Source organism: Marinobacter maritimus (genome assembly GCF_007671675.1).
GTDB lineage: Bacteria > Pseudomonadota > Gammaproteobacteria > Pseudomonadales > Oleiphilaceae > Marinobacter > Marinobacter maritimus.
In genome coordinates, this window is sequence record NZ_VCGW01000003.1 from 73,912 (window position 1) to 94,169 (window position 20,258).

General features: G+C 55.4%; 22 protein-coding genes. 8 read left to right on the forward strand and 14 right to left on the reverse strand.

Annotated features, from left to right (window positions below; genetic code table 11):
- The first annotated feature begins 91 nt into the window (after positions 1–91).
- Positions 92–1,423, forward strand: a complete 1,332-nt coding sequence (locus tag FFI90_RS12525) for a cyclic di-GMP phosphodiesterase (RefSeq protein WP_342779381.1) — start codon at positions 92–94, stop codon at positions 1,421–1,423.
- A gap of 290 nt (positions 1,424–1,713) precedes the next feature.
- On the opposite strand, the gene FFI90_RS12530 is transcribed toward FFI90_RS12525, so the two are convergent.
- Positions 1,714–2,478 carry an HNH endonuclease gene (locus FFI90_RS12530; RefSeq protein WP_144778414.1) on the reverse strand — a complete coding sequence of 255 codons (765 nt, stop codon included), beginning with the start codon at positions 2,476–2,478 and terminating at the stop codon, positions 1,714–1,716.
- 36 nt (positions 2,479–2,514) lie between these two features.
- Positions 2,515–3,825, reverse strand: a complete 1,311-nt coding sequence (locus FFI90_RS12535) for an NAD(P)/FAD-dependent oxidoreductase (protein ID WP_144778415.1) — start codon at positions 3,823–3,825, stop codon at positions 2,515–2,517.
- 188 nt (positions 3,826–4,013) lie between these two features.
- On the opposite strand from FFI90_RS12535, the gene FFI90_RS12540 reads away from it, so the two are divergent.
- Entirely contained in the window at positions 4,014–4,574 is a 561-nt protein-coding gene (locus tag FFI90_RS12540; protein ID WP_144778416.1) for an LOG family protein, read from the forward strand.
- Positions 4,575–4,740: 166 nt separating this feature from the next.
- Here the strand turns inward: FFI90_RS12540 and FFI90_RS12545 are convergent, their stop codons facing one another.
- The 4 genes from FFI90_RS12545 to FFI90_RS12560 form a co-directional block, all read right to left on the reverse strand.
- Entirely contained in the window at positions 4,741–5,349 is a 609-nt protein-coding gene (locus tag FFI90_RS12545) for a DUF2931 family protein (RefSeq protein ID WP_144778417.1), read from the reverse strand.
- Positions 5,346–7,208 carry a phospholipase effector Tle1 domain-containing protein gene (locus tag FFI90_RS12550; protein ID WP_144778418.1) on the reverse strand — a complete coding sequence of 621 codons (1,863 nt, stop codon included), beginning with the start codon at positions 7,206–7,208 and terminating at the stop codon, positions 5,346–5,348. Before FFI90_RS12550 ends, FFI90_RS12545 begins: the two co-directional genes overlap by 4 nt.
- 148 nt (positions 7,209–7,356) lie before the next feature.
- Positions 7,357–8,097, reverse strand: a complete 741-nt coding sequence (locus FFI90_RS12555; RefSeq protein ID WP_144778419.1) for a spermidine synthase — start codon at positions 8,095–8,097, stop codon at positions 7,357–7,359.
- A 27-nt stretch (positions 8,098–8,124) separates the two neighbouring features.
- Positions 8,125–8,457 (reverse strand): ankyrin repeat domain-containing protein, encoded by a 333-nt coding sequence (locus tag FFI90_RS12560; protein ID WP_144778420.1) that lies wholly within the window; start codon positions 8,455–8,457, stop codon positions 8,125–8,127.
- A 152-nt stretch (positions 8,458–8,609) separates the two neighbouring features.
- On the opposite strand from FFI90_RS12560, the gene FFI90_RS12565 reads away from it, so the two are divergent.
- The 3 genes from FFI90_RS12565 to FFI90_RS12575 all read left to right on the forward strand — a co-directional run bounded on the left by FFI90_RS12565 (position 8,610) and on the right by FFI90_RS12575 (position 10,880).
- Positions 8,610–9,233 (forward strand): YbhB/YbcL family Raf kinase inhibitor-like protein, encoded by a 624-nt coding sequence (locus FFI90_RS12565; RefSeq protein ID WP_144778421.1) that lies wholly within the window; start codon positions 8,610–8,612, stop codon positions 9,231–9,233.
- A gap of 17 nt (positions 9,234–9,250) precedes the next feature.
- Positions 9,251–9,946 (forward strand): TVP38/TMEM64 family protein, encoded by a 696-nt coding sequence (locus FFI90_RS12570; RefSeq protein ID WP_144778422.1) that lies wholly within the window; start codon positions 9,251–9,253, stop codon positions 9,944–9,946.
- An 88-nt stretch (positions 9,947–10,034) separates the two neighbouring features.
- The gene (locus FFI90_RS12575) at positions 10,035–10,880 is read left to right on the forward strand and encodes a DUF547 domain-containing protein (RefSeq protein WP_144778423.1); all 846 of its coding nucleotides are present in this window, start codon (positions 10,035–10,037) and stop codon (positions 10,878–10,880) included.
- Positions 10,881–10,948: 68 nt separating this feature from the next.
- On the opposite strand, the gene FFI90_RS20140 is transcribed toward FFI90_RS12575, so the two are convergent.
- Entirely contained in the window at positions 10,949–11,107 is a 159-nt protein-coding gene (locus tag FFI90_RS20140; protein WP_186317982.1) for a hypothetical protein, read from the reverse strand.
- Positions 11,108–11,338: 231 nt separating this feature from the next.
- Here FFI90_RS20140 and FFI90_RS12580 point away from each other — a divergent pair, with 231 nt between their 5' ends.
- From FFI90_RS12580 to FFI90_RS12590, 3 genes are read left to right on the forward strand one after another with little or no spacing between them, the layout of a single operon-like run.
- Positions 11,339–12,295, forward strand: coding sequence for a sulfurtransferase (locus FFI90_RS12580; protein ID WP_144778424.1), 957 nt, complete (start codon positions 11,339–11,341; stop codon positions 12,293–12,295).
- 24 nt (positions 12,296–12,319) lie between these two features.
- Positions 12,320–13,534, forward strand: coding sequence for a YeeE/YedE family protein (locus FFI90_RS12585; RefSeq protein ID WP_144778425.1), 1,215 nt, complete (start codon positions 12,320–12,322; stop codon positions 13,532–13,534).
- A 14-nt stretch (positions 13,535–13,548) separates the two neighbouring features.
- Positions 13,549–13,743 carry a hypothetical protein gene (locus FFI90_RS12590; RefSeq protein WP_144778426.1) on the forward strand — a complete coding sequence of 65 codons (195 nt, stop codon included), beginning with the start codon at positions 13,549–13,551 and terminating at the stop codon, positions 13,741–13,743.
- A 30-nt stretch (positions 13,744–13,773) separates the two neighbouring features.
- Here the strand turns inward: FFI90_RS12590 and FFI90_RS12595 are convergent, their stop codons facing one another.
- From FFI90_RS12595 to FFI90_RS12625, 7 genes are all read right to left on the reverse strand, one after another.
- Entirely contained in the window at positions 13,774–14,520 is a 747-nt protein-coding gene (locus FFI90_RS12595) for an amino acid ABC transporter ATP-binding protein (protein WP_144778427.1), read from the reverse strand.
- Complete coding sequence (locus FFI90_RS12600; RefSeq protein WP_144778428.1) at positions 14,517–15,191, reverse strand: amino acid ABC transporter permease; 675 nt, start codon at positions 15,189–15,191, stop codon at positions 14,517–14,519. The genes FFI90_RS12595 and FFI90_RS12600 overlap by 4 nt, the downstream gene beginning before the upstream one ends.
- A 25-nt stretch (positions 15,192–15,216) precedes the next feature.
- On the reverse strand, positions 15,217–15,972 hold the full coding sequence (locus FFI90_RS12605; protein ID WP_144778429.1) for an amino acid ABC transporter substrate-binding protein: 756 nt from the start codon (positions 15,970–15,972) through the stop codon (positions 15,217–15,219).
- A 68-nt stretch (positions 15,973–16,040) separates the two neighbouring features.
- Positions 16,041–17,216 carry an ADP-ribosylglycohydrolase family protein gene (locus tag FFI90_RS12610; RefSeq protein ID WP_144778430.1) on the reverse strand — a complete coding sequence of 392 codons (1,176 nt, stop codon included), beginning with the start codon at positions 17,214–17,216 and terminating at the stop codon, positions 16,041–16,043.
- A gap of 22 nt (positions 17,217–17,238) precedes the next feature.
- Positions 17,239–17,721 (reverse strand): YHS domain-containing (seleno)protein, encoded by a 483-nt coding sequence (locus tag FFI90_RS12615; RefSeq protein ID WP_144778431.1) that lies wholly within the window; start codon positions 17,719–17,721, stop codon positions 17,239–17,241.
- A gap of 187 nt (positions 17,722–17,908) precedes the next feature.
- A complete protein-coding gene (locus FFI90_RS12620; RefSeq protein WP_144778432.1) occupies positions 17,909–18,631 on the reverse strand; it encodes a protein kinase family protein in 723 nt (240 codons plus the stop codon).
- 12 nt (positions 18,632–18,643) lie between these two features.
- Positions 18,644–20,230 (reverse strand): FMN-binding glutamate synthase family protein, encoded by a 1,587-nt coding sequence (locus FFI90_RS12625; RefSeq protein ID WP_144778433.1) that lies wholly within the window; start codon positions 20,228–20,230, stop codon positions 18,644–18,646.
- Positions 20,231–20,258: the final 28 nt, after the last annotated feature.

The following is a 20,258-nucleotide window of genomic DNA, read 5'->3' on the forward strand; positions in this document are numbered from 1 at the left end:
AGGTTTAACTGTGTTTTACAATTAATGTTTTGATACTGCGCTACAGTTGCATGATGTTTATATTGACAGCCTTCAGTGCTGGGCCAAAGCCATGCAAGGTATGTACGTTGAGCTTGTTGAAACCCGGATAGATACTGCTGATCTGGAAATCGGCATGCATATCATCCGGTTGGATAGACCTTGGGAAGAAACAGACTTTCTCATGCAGGGCTTTATTATCAGAGACCTGAACGAAGTCCACGCGTTGCGTCTTCAATGTGATTTTGTGGTTATACAAGGCGTAGCCGAGAAAAAGCGGGAACCCAGAGAGAAAGTTTCCAGCAGGGGTCGTCTGGCAGGTTTTTTCAAGCCCAAACAGAAGTCTACGCAGCCGCAGAAACCCGGCTCCGCCCGGACAATTCCCCGAAAGCGTGTTTCCTACATAAACCAGGTGAGCATGAGTCGGGAATTGCAAACGGCGACCATGCGGTTTGAAGACGCTCAGAGCACGGCCAAATCCATCATGTCCGGTTTGCGCATCAGCCGCACGCTGGATATAAACAACGCCCGAAGGGTTGTGAATAGTTGCGTAGAGAGTGTGCTGCGCAACGAAAATGCTTTGATGCTGCTCACCAAGATCAAGAACCAGGATGAGTATACCGCTGAACATTGCATCAACGTTTCCATTCTGGCCGCAGCGTTTGGAAAATCTCTGGGCATGATAAAGGGCGAAATTCAGAACCTGGCGCTGTGCGGCCTGCTGCACGATGTTGGCAAAACCAGAATTCCGAATGAGGTTCTGAATAAGCCAACCAGCCTGACCGGCGACGAGTTTGCGTTAATGCGAAACCATACGGTTCATGGCCGTACCATTCTTATGAGCACTGGTGCCTCACTGCAAAGCGCTGTGGACGTGGCCTTCTCGCATCACGAGCGAATAGACGGCAAAGGCTATCCAAGAGGACTACCGGCGGAAAACATACCCTACTTTGCAAAGATCATCGCGCTGGTGGATACCTACGATGCGATTACCAGCACGCGTGTTTATCAAAAAGCCCTCGCGTCCATGCATGCTCTGGAGATCATCCACAATAATCGCGGAACCCAGTTTGATACTGAGCTGGCTGACGCGTTTATTCAGATGGTGGGCATTTATCCACCCGGATCCATCGCCGAAATGGTGAACGGAGAAGTGGGGATCGTGGTCGAAAGCCATGCGCTGCACAAACTCAAGCCGAAGGTCTTAATGGTTCGGGATGCGGATAAAACACCAGTAGCCTCTTTCAAGGTATTGGATTTACAAGCGGCTCCAAAAGACGATAACGGGGTGGTCTACCAAATCGCCAAAGAGGTGCCAGACGGGACTTACGGTATTTTACTGCAGGACTTCGTGAAGGAAGGTTTGATCGTAACAGCGCCTTTGTCTTCGTTTGATACAGAATAGAGCACAAGTGGGAGTATCTGCGGGCAGGCGATAAGTTGCCCGAAGGTTGACCTGGCTGTGGTTCCGACCGGGACTCCCGTGAGTTTCTGGCCCGCGGTTATCGCGTTACTGCCTTTGATGCCTCTGATAAGCTGGCCGGCCTTGCACCCAGGGCCATAAGCCACCCCGTTTCCGTTCGCACATTTGATCAGGTAAGTGAATATCAAGCCTACGGGGCTTTCGCAAAGTCTAGAGAGGCCTCACCTTTGAAACTTTATTTACCTACCTAATCTCACAGTCTCCCAACCTCCTCACTGTATGAAAAGACATTCACGATGCCAGCGCATAAACTCTGGCGATGGCGAGAACTTATCCGGCAATTCAATTGTGGTTCCGGTTCGTTCCAGAAACGTCTCGCGTATGTGATTGTTGCTTTTCTGTTTTTCTAATTCCGATGAAACCATCAACCTATAGTCATCGGCGAATGTGATTAAGCCGATATCAAAAGCTCGATCATAAAAGGTGCTGAGACACAGCCCGTTACGAGGGTTTAGGCGATTATGCTCGTCTTCGGCCCAGGGTTTGATGTGGCTGGCTACCAGAAAGCGTGAGTCAGCAATGCCGGTGACGCAGCACTGATAGTGATACGCGGAAAGAACAGCTTTGCGAAATAGGTTTTGGCTTTTGCGACGTTGGATAACTGCGGAGGTGGTTCCACCATGATAGTTATCTAATTCGATAGTGTCTGGACCATCAGGCCCGACCGAATCTAAGCTCTCCAGAGCCATGGCAATCTCAGCCATGATTTTGGTGGGATTTAGGCTAAATTCCTGCCACATCTCTCGATCGGCCCGCGAGGCCCCAGCCAACCCTTTGCGTCCAGAGTTGGTGATAACCGGATCTAGGCTGGCGAGATTGCTCAATTTCATAGCAATGGAGCTGGGTGACCGTTCTAGCTTGAGTGCGACCTCAATAATACGAGGGTGGTGCTGATGAAACTTGCCGAAGGGCAGTTCGCAATAAAGCCCCAAGGCAATTAGTAGATCAAACTCCGACCATTTCTTTCTTGTTGTCATGCCGCTGCCTTCACAAGAGGGCTAGAATTTAGCCCATCAATGCAACTTCATCCGCGGCTGCATCGCCCGACTGATCTTATCCATAAACCAGATCACGCCAGTGCGCAGAAAGCCGTGCAGCGCTACCTGGTGCATGCGGTACAGCGACACATAAAACAACCGTGCCACTTTGCCTTCAATGTACATGCTGCGGCCCGAAAGGTTGCCCATCAGGTTGCCTACGGTGGTGTAGTGGCTGAAGTTGATCAGCGAGCCGTAGTCGTTGTAAACGAAGGGTACGGCATCTTTGCCTTCCAGTCGGTTGCACAGGGTTTTAAATAAGGCGTCGGCTTGCTGGTGTGCGGCCTGGGCGCGAGGTGCTACCGGCCGGTCGGTACCTGGTTGTGGGCAGGCGGCGCAGTCGCCGAAGGCGAAAATGTCAGAATCCCTGGTGGTTTGCAGGGTCTGTTGCACAATCAACTGGTTGCTGCGGTTGGATTCCAGGCCGTCGAGGTCGGCGAGAAATGCGGGTGCCTTAATACCGGCGGCCCAGATGGTCATTTCCGAGGGCAATTCGGTGCCATCTTTAAGTACAACCAGGCCGGGGCGAATTTCGCTTACAGGTTGCCCGTTAAGGACTTTCACATGCTGATGCCCGAGTTCCTTGGTGGCTGCGGCTGAGAGTCGGGCCGGGAGCGCCGGTAGAATGCGGTCGGCGGCTTCAATCACGGTGATGGATACATCGGACGCTTTGAGGTGGTTCATGCCGTACACCGGCAGTTCCCGCGAGGCTAATCGTAGCTCTGCAGCCAGCTCAACACCGGTGGCACCGGCGCCTATAATGCTGATGTTCAACATATGATCGCCGCCTTGCCGAGCCTCGTGGTTTTTGCGCAGAAAGGCGTTAAGCATCAGGTTGTGGAAGCGCCGGGCCTGTTTCAGGCTGTCGAGGAACAAGCAGTGTTCCTGTGCGCCGGGGGTACCGAAATCATTTGCGGTACTGCCTACGGCTATAACCAGTGTGTCGTAATTCAGGTGGCGCTCGGGAACCACTTCTTTGCCTTCTTCATCGAGGAAGGGCGCGATGATCAGTTTTTTGGTTTCACGATTCAGGCCGCTCATGCGCCCTAGTTGGAATTCATAGTGGTGCGTGCGGGCGTGGGCCCGGTAGTTTACCTCATTGGAATTGGCGTCCAGCGAGCCGGATGCAACCTCGTGCAGGAGAGGCTTCCACACGTGAGTCAGGCCTGCGTCAACGAGGGTGATGCGAGCTTTGCCTTTTTTGCCGAGCTTCTTGCCCAGGCTGGTAACAAGTTCGAGGCCTCCGGCGCCACCACCGACGACGACAATATGATGAAGATTTTCCATAGCAATCCAACCTGTAAGTAAAGAGAGCCAAACGCTCTTTCTGAAAAACGCTTGGCTGTCGTCACTGGAGCCTGGTTACAAGGTAGGATACTAATGCTGCCAGAATAATACTAACGTGCTCCGGGCAGCCGGCACAATTGGTCGTAAGACCTATTGGCTGTTAAACACACAGCAAGAGACAGGACAGTATGAAAGTAGCAGTTTACTGTGGTTCCCGTTCAGGTAACGAGCCGCTATACGCTGAGAAGGCTAGAGAGTTGGGTGAGTTCTTCGGTCATAACGGTATAGACCTGGTGTTTGGCGGGGGGCATGTCGGCCTGATGGGTATTATTGCTGACGCGGTTCTGGCTAGCGGCGGCAAGGTTTATGGCGTTATCCCGGAACATTTGTTGAATCGGGAACTGGCACACTCGGATCTTACCGAGCTTTTTGTTGTGAATAATATGCATGAACGCAAGGCGAAGATGGCGGAGTTGGCCGATGGCTTTGTTGCCCTGCCGGGCGGTATTGGCACGCTGGAGGAAATCTTTGAGGCCTGGACTTGGGCGCAGCTCGGTTTTCACCAGAAGCCGTGCGCCTTCTATAACGTGAAGGGTTTTTACGACTCGTTGTTGGAGATGATCAAAACCATGGTGGCCTCTGGTTTTGTTAAACAGCAATACCTCGACATGATCGTGCTGGCGGATACCCCGACAGAGCTGGTTGATGGCTTCAAGGCCTACGTGCCGCCTCGGGAAAAGTGGACCTGAGCAAGCGTGAGCGCCTGACTGAATTCAAAGCCGGCTGACTTTGCCCATCAGTCGGCCCAGGTACAGTTGACTTTGGGGGCGTTGGGGTGCGGCCAGTCGCAACCACCTCGACGGTGATATCCACGCGCACCGCCAGATAGCTTCTGCGTATCCTTGGCAAATATTTTTACCAGCGGTCAAGCTGAAGACCGTGTTGTTTGAGGTAATCACCCTCACGTTCCATGTAAGCCTCCAGGGCACCCTCGTACCTGACATCATCGTCAAAAGGTACTGCTTTATAGCGCCCCACTTCGATTGCGGTCTCGGCCCAGTTCATAATCCACATGATAACCGTACCACCGGGGGCGAGCCCTAAAACCAACGTATCGCGTGGCATGTTGATGATTTTTCCATTTCTTTGAACCGGTGCGGGTTGCTCCATGCGCTCACGCAAGGCTTCCGGATCGGGGATGTGGATAAGCCGGGTATAGGACTGCTGTTCGGCGAAGGAAAACCATGTCACGTGGATGTAGTCGGGCATGGGGTCCAAATCTGAATTCCCATTCCCCGGCGCTTTCCAGCAACAGCCAGTGATGCCAATCGGGTGCCACCAGGCTCGCTCTCCTGTCGCTTCGAACTGCACTGGCTTGACCCACGCATCGTAATGTCGGGGCACACTGACACGAAGTCGGTACTTCACTGGATGATCCCATTCAGGCGTACCCGCGATGGAGCAGCCACTTAACAGGAAGTTCGTGCAGAGCACCGTCACAAGCACTACAAGTCTTCTGATCATTTGAGTCCCTTATTCGGATATACGCCCCGCACGCCACCGGGTGCAGGTTTGAATGGAAAGAGTGGTCCGGCAATCTGGTAATGGGCTGAGTGGTGAATGTAACGTTGGCGAAGCAGAGCTTCCTCCGCAGCAGACAGTCGCAGCGGCTGGCCTTCGTTGATGTGATGGGTGATCCGAGTGGCGATGGGTTGCAGTTCATCAGGTAACGAAAATCCGGTATCTGTTGGTTTCACAGCATTTAGTGGTACTCCCGCATCTTTCGCCAGCCGGTACATTTGTCTCAGGGCCACGCGGGAATACTCAGCCTGTACTCGCCGATCCAACCAGAGCCGGAATTGCAGTTCAACTTCGCCTTCTTTTAACCGCCGGCGGTAAGCTTCTTCAACCGTTAGCGTGCCATCCGGATTGTAAGGACCCAGCCAGCCTTCACCGGCTATTCGCTTATGGTCCATCAGGATTCTTGTGTATTCGTAACTGTCTCTGGGGTGATAGCCGCGGAATCTGCGGGGCAGGGCTACCTGAATGTGTTCGTGGAAGTCGTCAGGGTAGCCACCACCTATGTCGGAATGGGCACCGGGCAACACCCACTCGTTAAAATGATCCGGCAGGCGACCATCCGACCCTCGCAGGCTGTTGAGGGAGAAGTTGTGACGCCATTCGTCCCGGGCCGTCAGGTGCACGGCTCTCTGAACCGCGTCGGCGGCAATGTCCACGCGCACCCCGCCATTGTTGGTATTGTGAGCTGAAAAGTCGGCACCCAGTATATCGACAACGGCTGCCACGGTATCAAACAGCCCCAGAAAACGAATGGTGACGGTTTTCGGCCAGGTAATGCCTAGTTTCTGAAAAGATTGCCCCAATGCACTGCTGGCACCATCCCCCACCTCATTCACGAAATGTCGGGCGGTAGCCGCGCCCCGGCTGAAGCCGAAGACATCCAGAATCAGCTCGTCGATTGGGCTACTTGCATCACGGGAAATGTATGCTCCCAGTTCATCACAAGCCAATGCCATTTTGGCGAGAATCCCCCGCTCACCCGTACCGGTTCCCATGGCCCAGGCATCATCCTCCTTGCCGGATTTGGTGCCAACGCCCGAGACATATACAGGATATCGGTGATTTTCGATGGTTAGCGTGTTAGTGGAAAAGGGCAAATAAAGATCACGAAGCTTTGCCACATTGGTCTCAGCATTAAGGTAGCTCCCCTCCATCAGTTGCGAAATTTCAGCACTGCAGGCTTCCTCACTGATGGCGCCTGCCGCCTGAGCGGTCAGGCATTCATCCACCTTTCGCTCAAAGGTACCGGTGTTATCGCTGTTGTTGCCGGTGCCGTCAAAGAAAACCCCAGCCTCAACGGTCACTTTGGGGCTGAGGTCAGACTGGCCTGCTGCATAGCGTTTCGAGGCTTCAATGTCTTCGGGGGTCGCGCCTTCCAGGCCTTCGTCTACCAGTGCGCCTTTGGCTTTGGCCCACTCAACAAAGCCGAAAGGGTCTTTGTCCAGCGCCTGCGTAGCCTCCGGGGTCAGTTGGCCCTGGCTGTTCAGGGCACCCGCCTTGGCGAAATCCACCACCGGTGCTGTGAGGGTGGCTACGCCTAATATGACCCGGGGTTTGCCGGTGATGATCTGGCCACCGTGGGAGGTAGGGCTGCCCATGTGGGCCATAGGGCGACCGTCCAACAAGGCCAGTGGATACCCCTGAACGATTGCGGCACCGCAACCGCAGGCATCGCCCACTCGGGCGATGGGTACACCATCCACATTGGCGGTCGCACCGTTCGCAATAATGGGGCTGCTGCCATGGCCGCGGATTGGGCAAACGTGGGTGTCGCCAACGCAGGCGACCATGAGGTTACTCATGGGGCACTCCTTCCTTGGATGATGACCGGTTTTAATCCGAAAACCGGCTTGTCTTAAGACAACAGAAGCGTATCCATTTTTTTGTCAAAATACCATGATCAGCCTGAGTACAATTTTTAGCGATGGACGCGTAAATGACTGGGTGAACTCAAAGCCGGCTGACTCTGTTCATCAGGCGGCTCCAGTCAATCGGCAGCCGCTTTTCCAGGCTGGCCAGCGCGGGGTCTTTCGGGTGGATGGCCTCGAAGGGCTGTTTGCTGGCGTACACAATGGTGTTGTTGGTTTTACTTTTGAATACCAGCAGCACGGCAAAGTGCTTTCTCAATTGGCGGAAGTAAGGCCCTTCCGGGTCCGGCGTGCGGTGGTAGTTCAACACCAGCCAGCCATCGGGGCTCAGTGCCCGGCTGCAGCCTTCTACAAACTGCCGCTGGGCCTGTGCGGGGCTCATGCGGTCCGAGCTGTACAGATCGGCCAGGATCATATCGGTACTGGCATCCGGCATATCGCTCAGGGCGTTGCGGGCATCTGCAATGGTCACCTCCAGGCGCTTGCTGTCCGGTAACCCGAAGTATTCCCGGGCTACGTCCAGCACCGCCTGCCTCAGTTCAACTGCGTGTACGCGGCATTCCGGGTAAAGGTGATGAAACGCGCTGGCCATCACGCCACCGCCCAGCCCCAGAATGGTCACGTGCCGGGGGTTGCTAAAGGCGGCGGGCAGCAGCATTGCCCGGCTGTATTCGTGCACGGGAACATGCGGATATCGCCTGTCGATCTTGCTTTGTTCGAACACTGAGTTGAAGGTCAGCACCCGGTGTTTGCGGTAGTCGATCACCAGAATGCTGCCGAGTTTGTCCCGGCTGTGGTGAATAATCTCGCCTTGGTTGAACATGCGGTGCTCTTTGAAAAAGCCCGGGGGCTAGCGTTCCAGGTGTTTGATTGTGGCCTGATTGCCATTGGCGCGGGCAAGATTCAGCGCCGTATTGCCATCTGCGTCCTGCAGCGCCGGGTTGGCGCCTTTTTCCAACAAAAGTTGCACGGCATCGGCATGGCCGTTGCGGGCGGCAAGCATCAGCAGGCTTTCGCCGTTGCTGGTGCGTATATCCACAGGAACGCCGGCGTTCAGCAGGGGACGAAGCATATCGGTACCACCGTTGCGTGCCAGCTCAAAAATCCCCTGGGCAAATGCGATGGCGTCTTCATCCAGCTGGGTCTCTGGTTGTTGCGGCTGGCCGGGCTTATGCTCGTTCATCGGGTCTCCGTTTAGTTTACTATTCAAAGGTCGGTTGAACATACGTACCATACCGGTGATACAACCTTTTATCACAGAATGAGTTGGTCTCAGACACAATCGCTGGAATAGACCCCTGCTATTCACAGCAATAACCGAAAGGAGAAAACACCATGAAACTGAACGTTGAGGGTATTGAAGAGGGCAAACCGGTCCCGGATATATTCGCGTTCGGCGTGTTCCACCCGGAAGATCGCATGAGCTTTGGCCCAAACCGAAACCCTGAAATGTCCTGGGAAGGTGCACCGGAAGGCACAAAAAGTTTCGTGATTATGATGTTTGATCCGGATGTGCCCAGTGTGGCGGATGATGCAAACCAGGAAGGCAAAACAGTTTCGAAGGATATTCCACGGGTGGATTTCTTCCACTGGCTGCTTGTGGATATCCCGGCCCGTGTCAGCAGAGTTCCGGAGGGTGAAGACAGCGACGGCGTTACGCCCAAAGGTAAAGACGGCGGCCCCGGCCCGTTTGGCATACGTGGGGTAAACAACTTCACCCAGTTTCTGGCTGGCAATCCCGATATGGCGGGCACTTACAACGGCTACGACGGCCCCTGCCCGCCCTGGAACGATGAGTTGCTGCACCACTACCACTACGAAGTGCATGCGCTGGATGTGGAATCTTTGGGCCTTTCCGGAGAGTTTGACGGCGAGGCGGTGCGTAACGCCATGGCGGGCCACGTGTTGGCCAGTGCCCGGGTGACCGGAACCTATACGCTGAACCCGGATCTGCGCTAACGTGATTGAATAGCCGGATGAACAGCCGCTCGCAGTGGGTCTTCCGCCTCTCGTTTCTGGCCATTGTGGCGCTGGTAATGATCGCGATCTGGCTTGTGCTTCGCCAACTTGGCATGCCAGTCAGTTTCGCGCCAGTGGCATTGTCGGATTGGCTTGTTCATCAGGGGGAGTTCGGGCCGCTGCTTCTGATGCTGTTGATGGTCCTCGCGGTAGTTGTCGGGCCTATTCCAACACTGCCCATCAGCGCGGCAGTAGGCTTGATGTACGGTATGTATACCGGAACGGCTATTGCGGTGGCTGGTGCCTTGGCGGGGTCACTTATAGCGTTTTATCTGGCGCGGATTCTCGGGCGTGATGCCGTTCAGAAAAAACTGGAGCACAATCCGCTGTTCTCGGCCCAGGGGTCACAACGTTTCCTGTTTGTCGCAGTGCTGCTGACCCGGCTGATCCCTCTGTTTTCCTTTGCCCTGGTCAGCTATGCAGCCGGAGTCACAGCAATACACCTCTGGCGTTACGCGCTTGCGACTACTGTGGGCATGCTTCCAATGACCTTCGTTTTCGCCGGGCTTGGCCAGAGCTTTGAGTTCAATCCGGTGCTGACGGTGATAGCCGCCGTTATTGTCCTGGCGTTTATGAGTACTCTGCCGATTTATCTTGGCAGACATCCGAATTCCAGGCTGGCCCGTTGGCTGCATCTGAACGGCGATGTTTGAGCTTATGCGCTTTCGGTGTAACAGTAAGCGAAGTCCGTTGTCTGTAACCGCACCCTCTCACTAGATATCCTATGCAATTGGAGTGATTATGCTTGGTTACCGACGCCTGTCCTGTGTTCTGGCTCTTCTCGTTATGCCTGCCCTTGCTTGGGCAGATATTAATGCCGGGTTTTACAAAAGCTACCAGCGCCTTCTGACCGATTACGTGGTTGAGCAGGCGATGCCTGGCGACGGCCTGGTTTCGGCCTTCGATTATCGGTCTGCTCTGGCCGACAATGGCCTGCAAAAGTCCCTGATGGACCAACAAGCCAAACTGCAGGGGTTTGATCCCGACGCCCTGAACGGGCGCGAGGAATCCGTTGCCTTCTGGATTAATGCCTACAATTTTTTCATGGTTGCCCAGATACTCACTGAGCGACCGGATGGTGAACTGGTTTCGTCTGTCTGGGATTATGGTGGCCGGGTGAATCCGTTTGTTGATAGCGTGTTTGAACGAAAGAGCTTTGTTATCGGAGGGCGAGCTTACAGTCTTAATGAGATTGAAAAGGAAATCCTGTTGGGCGACGACTATGCCGACAAGGGCTGGAAGGATGCCCGAGTACATTTTGCGGTGAACTGTGCTTCTGTTGGCTGCCCACCACTTCGAGACACCCTTTATACCGCTGAGAACCTGGAAGACATGCTCACCGAAAATACCCGCCGGGCGTTCAGCACTGAGCGTCACCTCCGGGTTCAGGGGGAGGCGCTCTATGTCACCGAATTATTTAAATGGTACGAAGAGGACTTCATGGAGGCTTCCGGTTCTGAAATAGCATTCATTCAAGAATGGGCCGATCCGGTAGTGGCGAATCGAGTGACAGGCACAGAAATCATAAAATTCATCGACTACGACTGGACTTTGAACAGCCCGGCCAATTTTTCCGAGTTGCGTTAACCCCGTTCTCGGAAAACGGGCACAAAAAGGCCACTAATCCGGAGATTAGCGGCCTTTTCCGTTCCTGATCACTTGGCAGCGACTTTCACATCTACAATCTTGTCAGTGGTTGTTGTCGGAAAGCTCTTTGCTTCGTTGTATCTGTCCGCTTGACCGTTCATGGCCAGCGCAGTGGACGCAGAGAACGACAGGGCAATAGCGGCGAGGATCAGTGTCAGCTTTCTCATGGTTTGGTACCTCGTTCGTGATGATGCACGGGGTCTATCCGATGCTCGGTCAGGCCGCGCTTACGAGATATAGACAGCTGACGGGTCCCTTATGTTACAGATTGCCGTGAAGAAACATGAGAAATCGGGGATTTTATTATAATCAAACGTCATATAGGTAAGGCTATTCATTACCGCGCATAGAATTCATAATGATCGCTCAAAAACTGATAGTAATAGAGGAGAAGCGCCATGAGCCGTCTATTGGCCGTTGTTCTACTGGTTGCCAGCTCGCTTGCGTGGGCGGATGGCGATAAAACACCGCCTTTGGTGGATGCCAGCTGGCTTGAAGCGCACCTCGAGCGAGATAACCTGGTGGTGTTGGATGTTCGCTCCGGTATCGACAACGGTGGCGATCGCAGCAGTTTTCAGAACGCCCATATCCCCGGGGCTGTTTACAGCAGCTACACCGGTGATGGCTGGCGCGAGAGTCGGGACGGCGTCAGGGGCCTGTTGCCGCCTGTCGCAAGCATGGAGCGCCTGATTGGTAGCCTGGGAATCAGCAACGACGATACCGTGGTGGTTGTACCTGCCGGCACGGGCGCAACCGATTTCGGAAGTGCCGCCCGTGTGTACTGGACCTTCAGAGTGCTGGGCCACAACGAGGTGACCATTCTCAACGGTGGATTTGCGGGCTGGAAGGCTGCTGGTTACCAGGTGGACAGCGGTGAGGGGAATCAGCGGGATGTAGTGCAGTTTGAAGGTACCCTGCAGCCGGAATTGCTTGCAACTCTGGAGGAGGTTCAGGAAGCGAGAGATAGCCAGGCACAACTGGTGGATGCGCGCCCGAGCGACTATTTCAGAGGCGAAAACCAATCTCCGGACGCCAAAGCCCCTGGCACAATTCCCGGTTCCCGCAGTTTGCCCCACGCAGGCTTTCTTGGTGAACAAAACGCAGTCTGGTACCTGAACGAAGAAAGTATTACCGCGCAGGTGAATCAGGCCGAGCTGAATCCCGGAACCCGCACCATCGCTTTTTGCAATACCGGCCACTGGGCGGCCACAGACTGGTTCGTGTTGAGTGAGCTGGCAGGGTTCAAGGAAGTGGCGCTCTACGATGGCTCCATGGCGGAGTGGTCTCAGGACAGCAGCCGCCCGATGCAGGTAGCGAAGAAAGGGCTTGGCAAGCTTCTCGACCTGTTTAATTAACCTGTTTAACCGAGTGGACTCGTAATGACAGATTCTGCAATTCTTCAGCCCGGGCTTCAGCAGCCCGGCTGGCAGATGGATCGATTTATTGTAGCAACCGCGCTGGCAGGCTTTGCCTTGCTGGGTGGGCTGATCTGGCTGGAAACAGCGCCCTTCATGGTGGCGCTGTTTGTAATTGGTACTGTGTTGGGCATGGCCCTGTATCACGGGGCCTTCGGCTTTACCGCAGGTTGGCGCAATCTGGTGGTTAAAAAGCGGGGCGCCGGTATGCGTGCCCAACTGATGCTGTTTGGTGTCTCCTCCGTGATTATGGTGCCCATGCTCTACAGCGGGCAGGCCGGGCTTGTGGGTGCTGTTGCACCGGTGGGCACGTCTCTTGTTGTAGGCTCCTTCATTTTCGGGCTTGGCATGCAGCTTGGCGGGGGGTGTGGGTCTGGCACTTTGTTTACCGTAGGCGCCGGCAACATCCGCATGGTGGTTACGCTGGTGTTTTTTATAGCTGGCACTGTGCTTGGCTCTATCCATCTGCCCTGGTGGCTTGATCAGCCGGGCTTTGACCCGGTGCCACTGGTCAATACTTTTGGGGTCAGTGGTGCAATTGTTGTTCAGCTTGTGGGGCTGGGCCTGATTGCTCGTTGGGTTAACCGGATTGAGCGCAAGGCCCATGGCAATCTTGAGCGGGATGAGCTGCTCTGGAAAGGCCAGGCGCATGGCGTCTTCAGAACCCTGCTTAGTGGCCGCTGGCCGTTTACCTGGGCGATTCTGATCCTGGCTGCGGGTAATGCGCTGACCCTGGCGATCAGCGGTGCCCCCTGGAGCATTACCTTTGCTTTTAACGTGTGGGGCGCCAAAGCCCTGGAAGTGGTGGGTGTGAATATGTCCCAGTTCGAATTCTGGACCTGGGAATACCCTGCTATGGCTTTGAAGGATTCGGTGCTCACCAACGCTCCCTCGGTAATGAACTTCGGGCTGTTGCTTGGCGCCATGTTGGCGGCGGGCCTGGCCAACCGTTTTAATGAGGCGAGCCGTAACCGGCCGGAAGGCCGACAGTTTTTGGCCTCCGTGGTAGGTGGTTTGCTGCTGGGTTACGGTGCCCGTTTGGGCTTTGGCTGCAACATCGGGGCGCTGTTTTCGGGCATTGCCTCAGCCAGCCTGCACGCCTGGATCTGGTTTGCCTGTGCCTTCGCCGGGTCTCTACTGGGAATTCGTCTGCGGCCCTGGTTCCGGCTGCCGAACTGATGCGGGAGAAGAACATGGAACGAGCTTATAGCCCCGCCCGCATTCTGGTAATGCTCGGGATTATTCTGGTGCTGATTATGGCTGACCACCTGAACAGCCCCACCTTTGCGTTCAATTCCGGGCAGGGCAACGTCGAAACAGCATTGAGCCAGCGTGATGAAACGGCCTGCGCGCCTTGTGGAGCCCCCTGCCCCTCAACACGAAACTGATCCGCTACTGACAAACCGGCCGGTGTTCTTTTACACGGGATTGGTGGCAAGGATTTTCTTCAGAAAATCCTTGGTTCGGGGATCCTTCGGATTATGGAAAATCTCGCTGGGTGGGCCTTGTTCCACAATGTGTCCACCGTCAATAAAGATAACGCGGTCGGCCACGTCCCGTGCAAAAGACATTTCGTGGGTGACGACCATCATGGTCTGGCGCTCTGACGCCAGCTGTTTCATAAGCCCCAACACCTCTTCTACCCACTCGGGATCCAGTGAGGAGGTGGGCTCATCAAACAGGATAACCTCGGCACCGGCGGCCATGGCGCGGCCAATGCCAACCCGCTGCTGCTGGCCACCAGACATGGAGGCGGGGTAGGCATCAGCTTTGTCTGCCAGGCCGATCTGCTCAAGGATCTCGCGAGCCCTTTGGTACGCTTTTTCTTTAGGCCATTTATCCACCACCAGCAGACGCTCGGCAATGTTCTGCAGCGCGGTTTTGTTGGCAAACAACGCGTAGTTCTGGAACACAAAAGCGGTTTGCCGTCGCATGGCGAGGATATCCGCCCGGCTGGCCCGATTCACATCCACCGTGAGATCACCCACGGTCATGGTTCCTGAAGTAGGTTGTTCCAGGAAATTGATGCAGCGCAACAGGGTGGATTTGCCGGTTCCCGAAGGGCCGATGATCACCACAATTTCGCCCTTCTCAATGGTCAGATCGATCCCGTCGAGAACCACGGTCTTGCCGAAATGTTTGCTCAGTGACGCCAGTTTGATCATCGGTTATAGGCCTTGTTCAGGCGGATTTCCAGATAATTCTGAAGCTTGGAAAGTAGTTCAACCACGATCCAGTACATGATGGCGGCAACAATGAAAGCCTCGAAGTACAGAAAGCTGCCGGCCGCCTCTTTCTGGGTGGCCCCCATCAGTTCGGTGACGCCCAGAGTGAAGGCGAGAGAGGTTGCCTTGATCATGTCGATGAAGTAGTTCATCAGAGTGGGCAAAGCCACTCGGGTAGCCTGGGGCAGGACAATCCGCCGCATCAACTGGCCATTGGTCATACCGATAGACAGGGCGGCTTCGGTCTGGCTGCGGTCAACACCCACGATGGCGGCGCGAATGGATTCGGCCATGTAGGCGGAAAAATGCATGGTCAGGCCCATGACCGTCGCGGTGACGCCATCTATCACCGTTAGTGCACTGAACAGTTGGGGCAGCCCGTAATAGAACAGGAACAATTGCACCAGCAGTGGCGTGCCCCTGAAGAAAGAAATGAACACGATGGTCAGTTGGTTGAGCACCGGAATGCGCAGCACCCGGACAACGGCAAACAAGCAGGCGAGGATCAGTGCAAGCACCATTCCGATGCCCGCCAGTTGCAGGGTGAGAGGCAGGTACCTGAGCAGAACAGGTACCAGGCCAAGCATGTACTCGACGTTCAACACGTCCATAGGGAATCAGGCCTCGGTGTGCCCTTCAGGGCTGGGTGATGTCCGTGCCGAACCACTTCTCGGAAATGGACGCCAGGGTGCCGTTGTCACGCAGGGTCGTCAGGGCCTTGTTAACCTCATCGCGCAGGGCTCGCCCGGCTTCGGTGTCGTGGAACGGATAGGCATTGGTGATCTGTGAGAAAGTGTGGCCTGCCAGTTCAAGGGGCAACGGCTTCTCCTTGATGATCTGGCTGGCACTGACCCGGTCCATCACGAACGCATCCACGCGGCCCAGGGCGGTGTCCCGTTCCAGATTACTCTCATAGGTTTTAATCGTGATCTGGTCCGCATAAGGCAAGTCCTTCAGAAGTGCCTCGAAATTGGAGCCCAGGTTCACAGCAACGGTTTTGCCCTTCAAGTCTTCCACACCCCTAACTTCGGTATTGCCTTTTTTGGTCACAACTTGAGCACCGTCGTAAACGTAAGGGTCGCTGAAAACATACGCCTTCTTCCGCTCGTCGGTGATGGTGATCTGGTTGGCAACGGTGTCGATGCGTCCGGATTGCAGCATGCCGAACAGGCCGGAGAAATTGGCGGTTTCGTATTGGATATCACGCCCCATCTCCTTGCCCACAGCGTTCATGACATCGACTTCGAAACCTTTGAGCTCATCCTGCTCGACAAAGGTAAACGGGAAATACTGGCCGGACATCCCGACCCTCAAGGGCTCATCCTGTGCAAACAAAGGTGCGCTCGCGAACAGGGAAATTACCAACAATGTATTGATCAATAGTGTTTTCATAAAGCCTCCTTTCGATGTGCATCGTACCTGAAGCATAGTCGGGGGTGAAAATTGGGCAATTACGCCCTTCATTTGTTTTCAACAAGTGATTCGACATCGGCGATGATTGCAGGGGCATCCGTAAGCCGTGCCAGCCAGCTCAGAGGAATGCCGTGCTCACCGCCGACACCGTAAAGCGCTGCCAGGGCCGGCCCAATGATCCAGGCCCGTCCACAAGAATCACCCCCGCATTGAATATTGGCGCGCACGGCTTCTGTATAGCTGCGGGCATGGCTCAGAATATGAAAGATCACTGGCATGGCCTCATACAGATAACAGGTGCGCCCATAGGCGTCGCCCGCGCCGGGAGCGTCCAGAACAGAGCCGGTCCGGGCTTTGTTGAGGTTCTCCGGGGCGGGTGCTTCAGCAGTACCTGCGTCCAGAGCCACTGACATGGGGTTGCCCCGAAAAAGATGATCCAGAAGTCGCGCTGCGCATTTTGCCCAGGCCACGGCTTCGTCATTGTGATTGGTCACCCGAACCGCAGCTTCGACGACCTTCAGCAGGTTGTCGTTGCCGTAATAACTTGCCACCAGTGGTGGTAGTTTGGAGATTGCCGGCAGTTGCATGTCGTCGGCGCCACTTTCCGGCAGCAGGTGATGGTCGATGGTCTCGGCCAGGTGAACGCCTGCATCCTGTATCTCCGGTTCCTGATAGGTAAGGCTTATGGCTTTGCGGACCGGATCTGCCAGTTGCTCGCCACTCAGGCGTCGGGTGTAGGGTAAAACCTTCTGAACCAGCACCCGCTTTTGTTTTTCCGTCAGTTTGACCGCGGTGGCTGACAGGGCCTGCTCAATGGCTTTCTGTTCGATGGTGTTCAGGTTGTCCAGTGTGCCTCGGGTGGGGTTGTCGATATAACCTTGCCAGCGGCCACCGGGCCCGAAGAACGCCCGAAAGCGCCGCTGGTAATCGCGGATATCCAGGGTGCCGTTATGAGCCAGCAGGCTGTCGGTCAGCACTCCTGTGGCTGCACCATAGTGGCTGATATCACCAGCCTGTTTGCCTTCATGAGCAAAGTAACCGAATCCGCCTTTGAAATAGTCGGCCTTCGGTGGTAGAAATTCCGGCGATGCGCCGCCAACTTCATGGATGCGCTGGCTGTCGTACAGCCAGTGCAAACCGAGACTGGCCGCATCTGCAACCCACCCACCGGCAAGGGCGGCGATCATCGTGGCTTTTCTGTCGCTGGACACGGTGCAGGTCATTGGGAATCCTTATTCGTCATGGTCAGAATTTGAGATCGAGAAAGTTGCCCTTGGCTCTTCGGAGCAGTTCTTTTTCGGTTATCCGGGAGCTGGAGATGCTTTCCTCCCACTGTCTACGCCCGTCTCGCTCTGTGGATCGGTGGAACAACAGCAGTTGGCCATCAACGATCTTGAAGTTCGTCGGGTCAATGGTCTCCAGGCGCCCCTGTGCCAGATTATAGGGGCAGCTTCGTGGAAAGGACGGTGCATAGGCTGCCGGGTTTGCCTCGAAGGCCTCCTTCTGGGCGGCACCGGTGAACCAGTACACGTTCCCTTGATAGGTACTCTGATGGTCTCTGGAGCCCTTCTCGGGACGGCCCTGTTCATAGTAGGAGACGGGACTGTATCCTTCCAGGGCAAGTTGCGCGCGGGTCGCTTCGTTATCAGCGGCATAGGCCGACAGGGCTGGCATAAGGGCCAGTATCGTGAAGATGGTTGCGGCTACTCTGAGATCGTGGTTTATCATACGACTTCTCCAGTGATGGGTACCCGGAAGGGACAGCTTGGCTGGGCACGCATGCATTACACTCAACGTAGACGACTGTCGCGGCGTGTTGTTACAAAATTAGTAGTTGGGCGTCTCCCGTTTTCCGCTTGTTCAAAGAGGAGCTACGAGAGGGATCTTTCGGATTCCGGGAGATCTTGCCTGATCGCTACCAAATCGCCAGCCCGATGGCTGCCGCGATGGATATCGCAACACTGATGGCAACCCAGGCCCGACGGACTCGCCCACATTCGCCCTGCAATCCTCGTGATTCAAGGCAGCGCCGGGTTTCCCTGTAAAGCCTGGTCGGTGTCGCGAGATGTCTGTGATAGTGCCGGTTGAGGTAGTCAGCCAGCACAGGTGGCATGGTCTCCGGTGAATATCTGTGCCAGAGTTTCACCAGGCCGATCCGGTCACGCTTCTCAAGCGCGCGCCTTAGCCAGCCGGGGAATTGGCGGGTGGATGTGCAGGAGGCGAAGTCGATAATGGCGGGGCTGGCATCGTCACGAACCAGAATGTTGCCACGGTTGCCCAGATCCAGATGCACAAAGCCATGGCGGTGTATGTTTGCCGTCAGTTCCCACAGGTCTTTAAAAAACGCTCGGGGCAGCGGCGTGTTGCCGTCGAACTGGCGCAGGGGGAGCCCTTCAATGTAGTGGTAACTGATGATGTGGGGGTTCTCGAGTTTTACCTGCTGGGGGATGCCTTTCATTGCCGCGAGACTGCGGAGTGCGTGATACTCCCTCTTGGGAAGTAGTCGACCATAGATCAGCGCGCCGGGAAAACCACATTTGCTATAATCCTTGACCACTCTTGCGCCTGCAGGATGGATTTCCTTCTCTACAAGGGCCTGGCCCCACCTGTGCTTGTAAAGACGCTCTCTTGTCGCCACAGCTCTGCCCTCCTAACGCCAGTTGCCCGCTGTTGCCTGATGCCAGTCAGTGGCCCAGGAATCCGGGGCGCAGTCCGTATGCAAAAGACACCCATCCTCAATACAGGGATACAGCTGGGCATAGGTCATAATGCTGCCTTGATTGACCCGCCGATTAATATCCGCGGGCTCCAGATCTTCCAGTCGGTCCTTGCCCAGGATGCTGAGCAGTTCTGCCAGGGTTTCCATGGAGGAGTGATGGTAGTTGGCCACCCGTACACCCTTGTCGGTCACATTCAGCTGTTTGTAGCGCGCAGGGTTCTGGGTGGTGATGCCGGTGGGGCAGTTGTTGGTGTTGCAACTGCGGGACTGGATGCAGCCCAGTGCCAGCATCATGCCGCGGGCTGAGTTCACGGTGTCGGCCCCCAGAGCCATCAGCCGCAGCATGTGAAACGCCGAGAAAGCCTTGCCAGAGGCGACAATTCTGATCTTGCTGCGCACACCGATAGCTCGTAGAGCATTGTGCACAAAGTGCAGGCCATCCCGCAGCGGCATGCCCACAGAGTTGGTCAGTTCTATCGGCGCGGCCCCTGTGCCCCCCTCGCCGCCGTCCACGGTAATGAAATCCGGTCGCAGACCGGTTTCCAGCATGGCTTTACAGATACCCAGGAATTCCCGTTTGTTGCCGGGGCATAGCTTGAAGCCCACCGGTTTACCGCCCGAGAGGTTGCGCAGCTGCGCAACGAACTGGAGCAGTTCAATGGGATTGGAGAAGGCAGAGTGCCCGGGTGGCGACAATACGTCCTCCCCCATAGGCACCATACGGATACGGGCAATTTCTTCGGTAAGCTTGGCGGCGGGCAGCACACCGCCATGCCCGGGCTTGGCTCCTTGGGACAGTTTGATCTCGATCATTTTGACCGCATCCAGCCCAGCCTGCTTTGCGAACCGGTCCGGATCAAATACGCCTTCTGGCGTGCGGCAACCAAAATAACCGGTTCCGATTTGCCAGATCAGGTCACCGCCGTATTCAAGGTGCCAGTCGCTGATCCCGCCTTCGCCGGTGTTGTGGGCGAAGTTTCCGAGTTTGGCGCCGCGGTTGAGTGCCATCACCGCATTGCGGCTGAGAGCGCCGTAACTCATGGCAGAGATGTTCAAGGGTGAGGCTTCATAAGGCCTGGTGCACTCCGCACCGCCAAAGGTAACCCGCAAACTGGTTGGAAGGCACGCCTTGGGAGCCAGGGAATGGTTTACCCATTCATAACCGTCGCGGTAGACATCGAAGATGGTGCCAAAGGCGCGGGTATCGTTATCCTTTTTTGCGCGTTGATAAATCAGGCTGCGGAACTCCCGGTTGACCGGAGCGCCATCCAGGTCGGATTCCACAAAGTACTGCTGCAGCTCCCTCCGAACCGATTCGAACAGGTAGCGGAAGTGCCCAATAACCGGATAGATCCTGAGGAGTGTGTGTTTGTTCTGGGTAAGATCATGAATACCAAGAATAAAAACGGGCCCTATGATCAACCAAGCCCAGTTAGCACCCGGCCAGGCGATGCCGGCAAAAACCAAGCTGGCGCTAAGCGCCAGACCCGCGACTATGAAAGCTTGTCGAAAGACCATTAAGAATCCTGCTCTACAGCGTTGACAG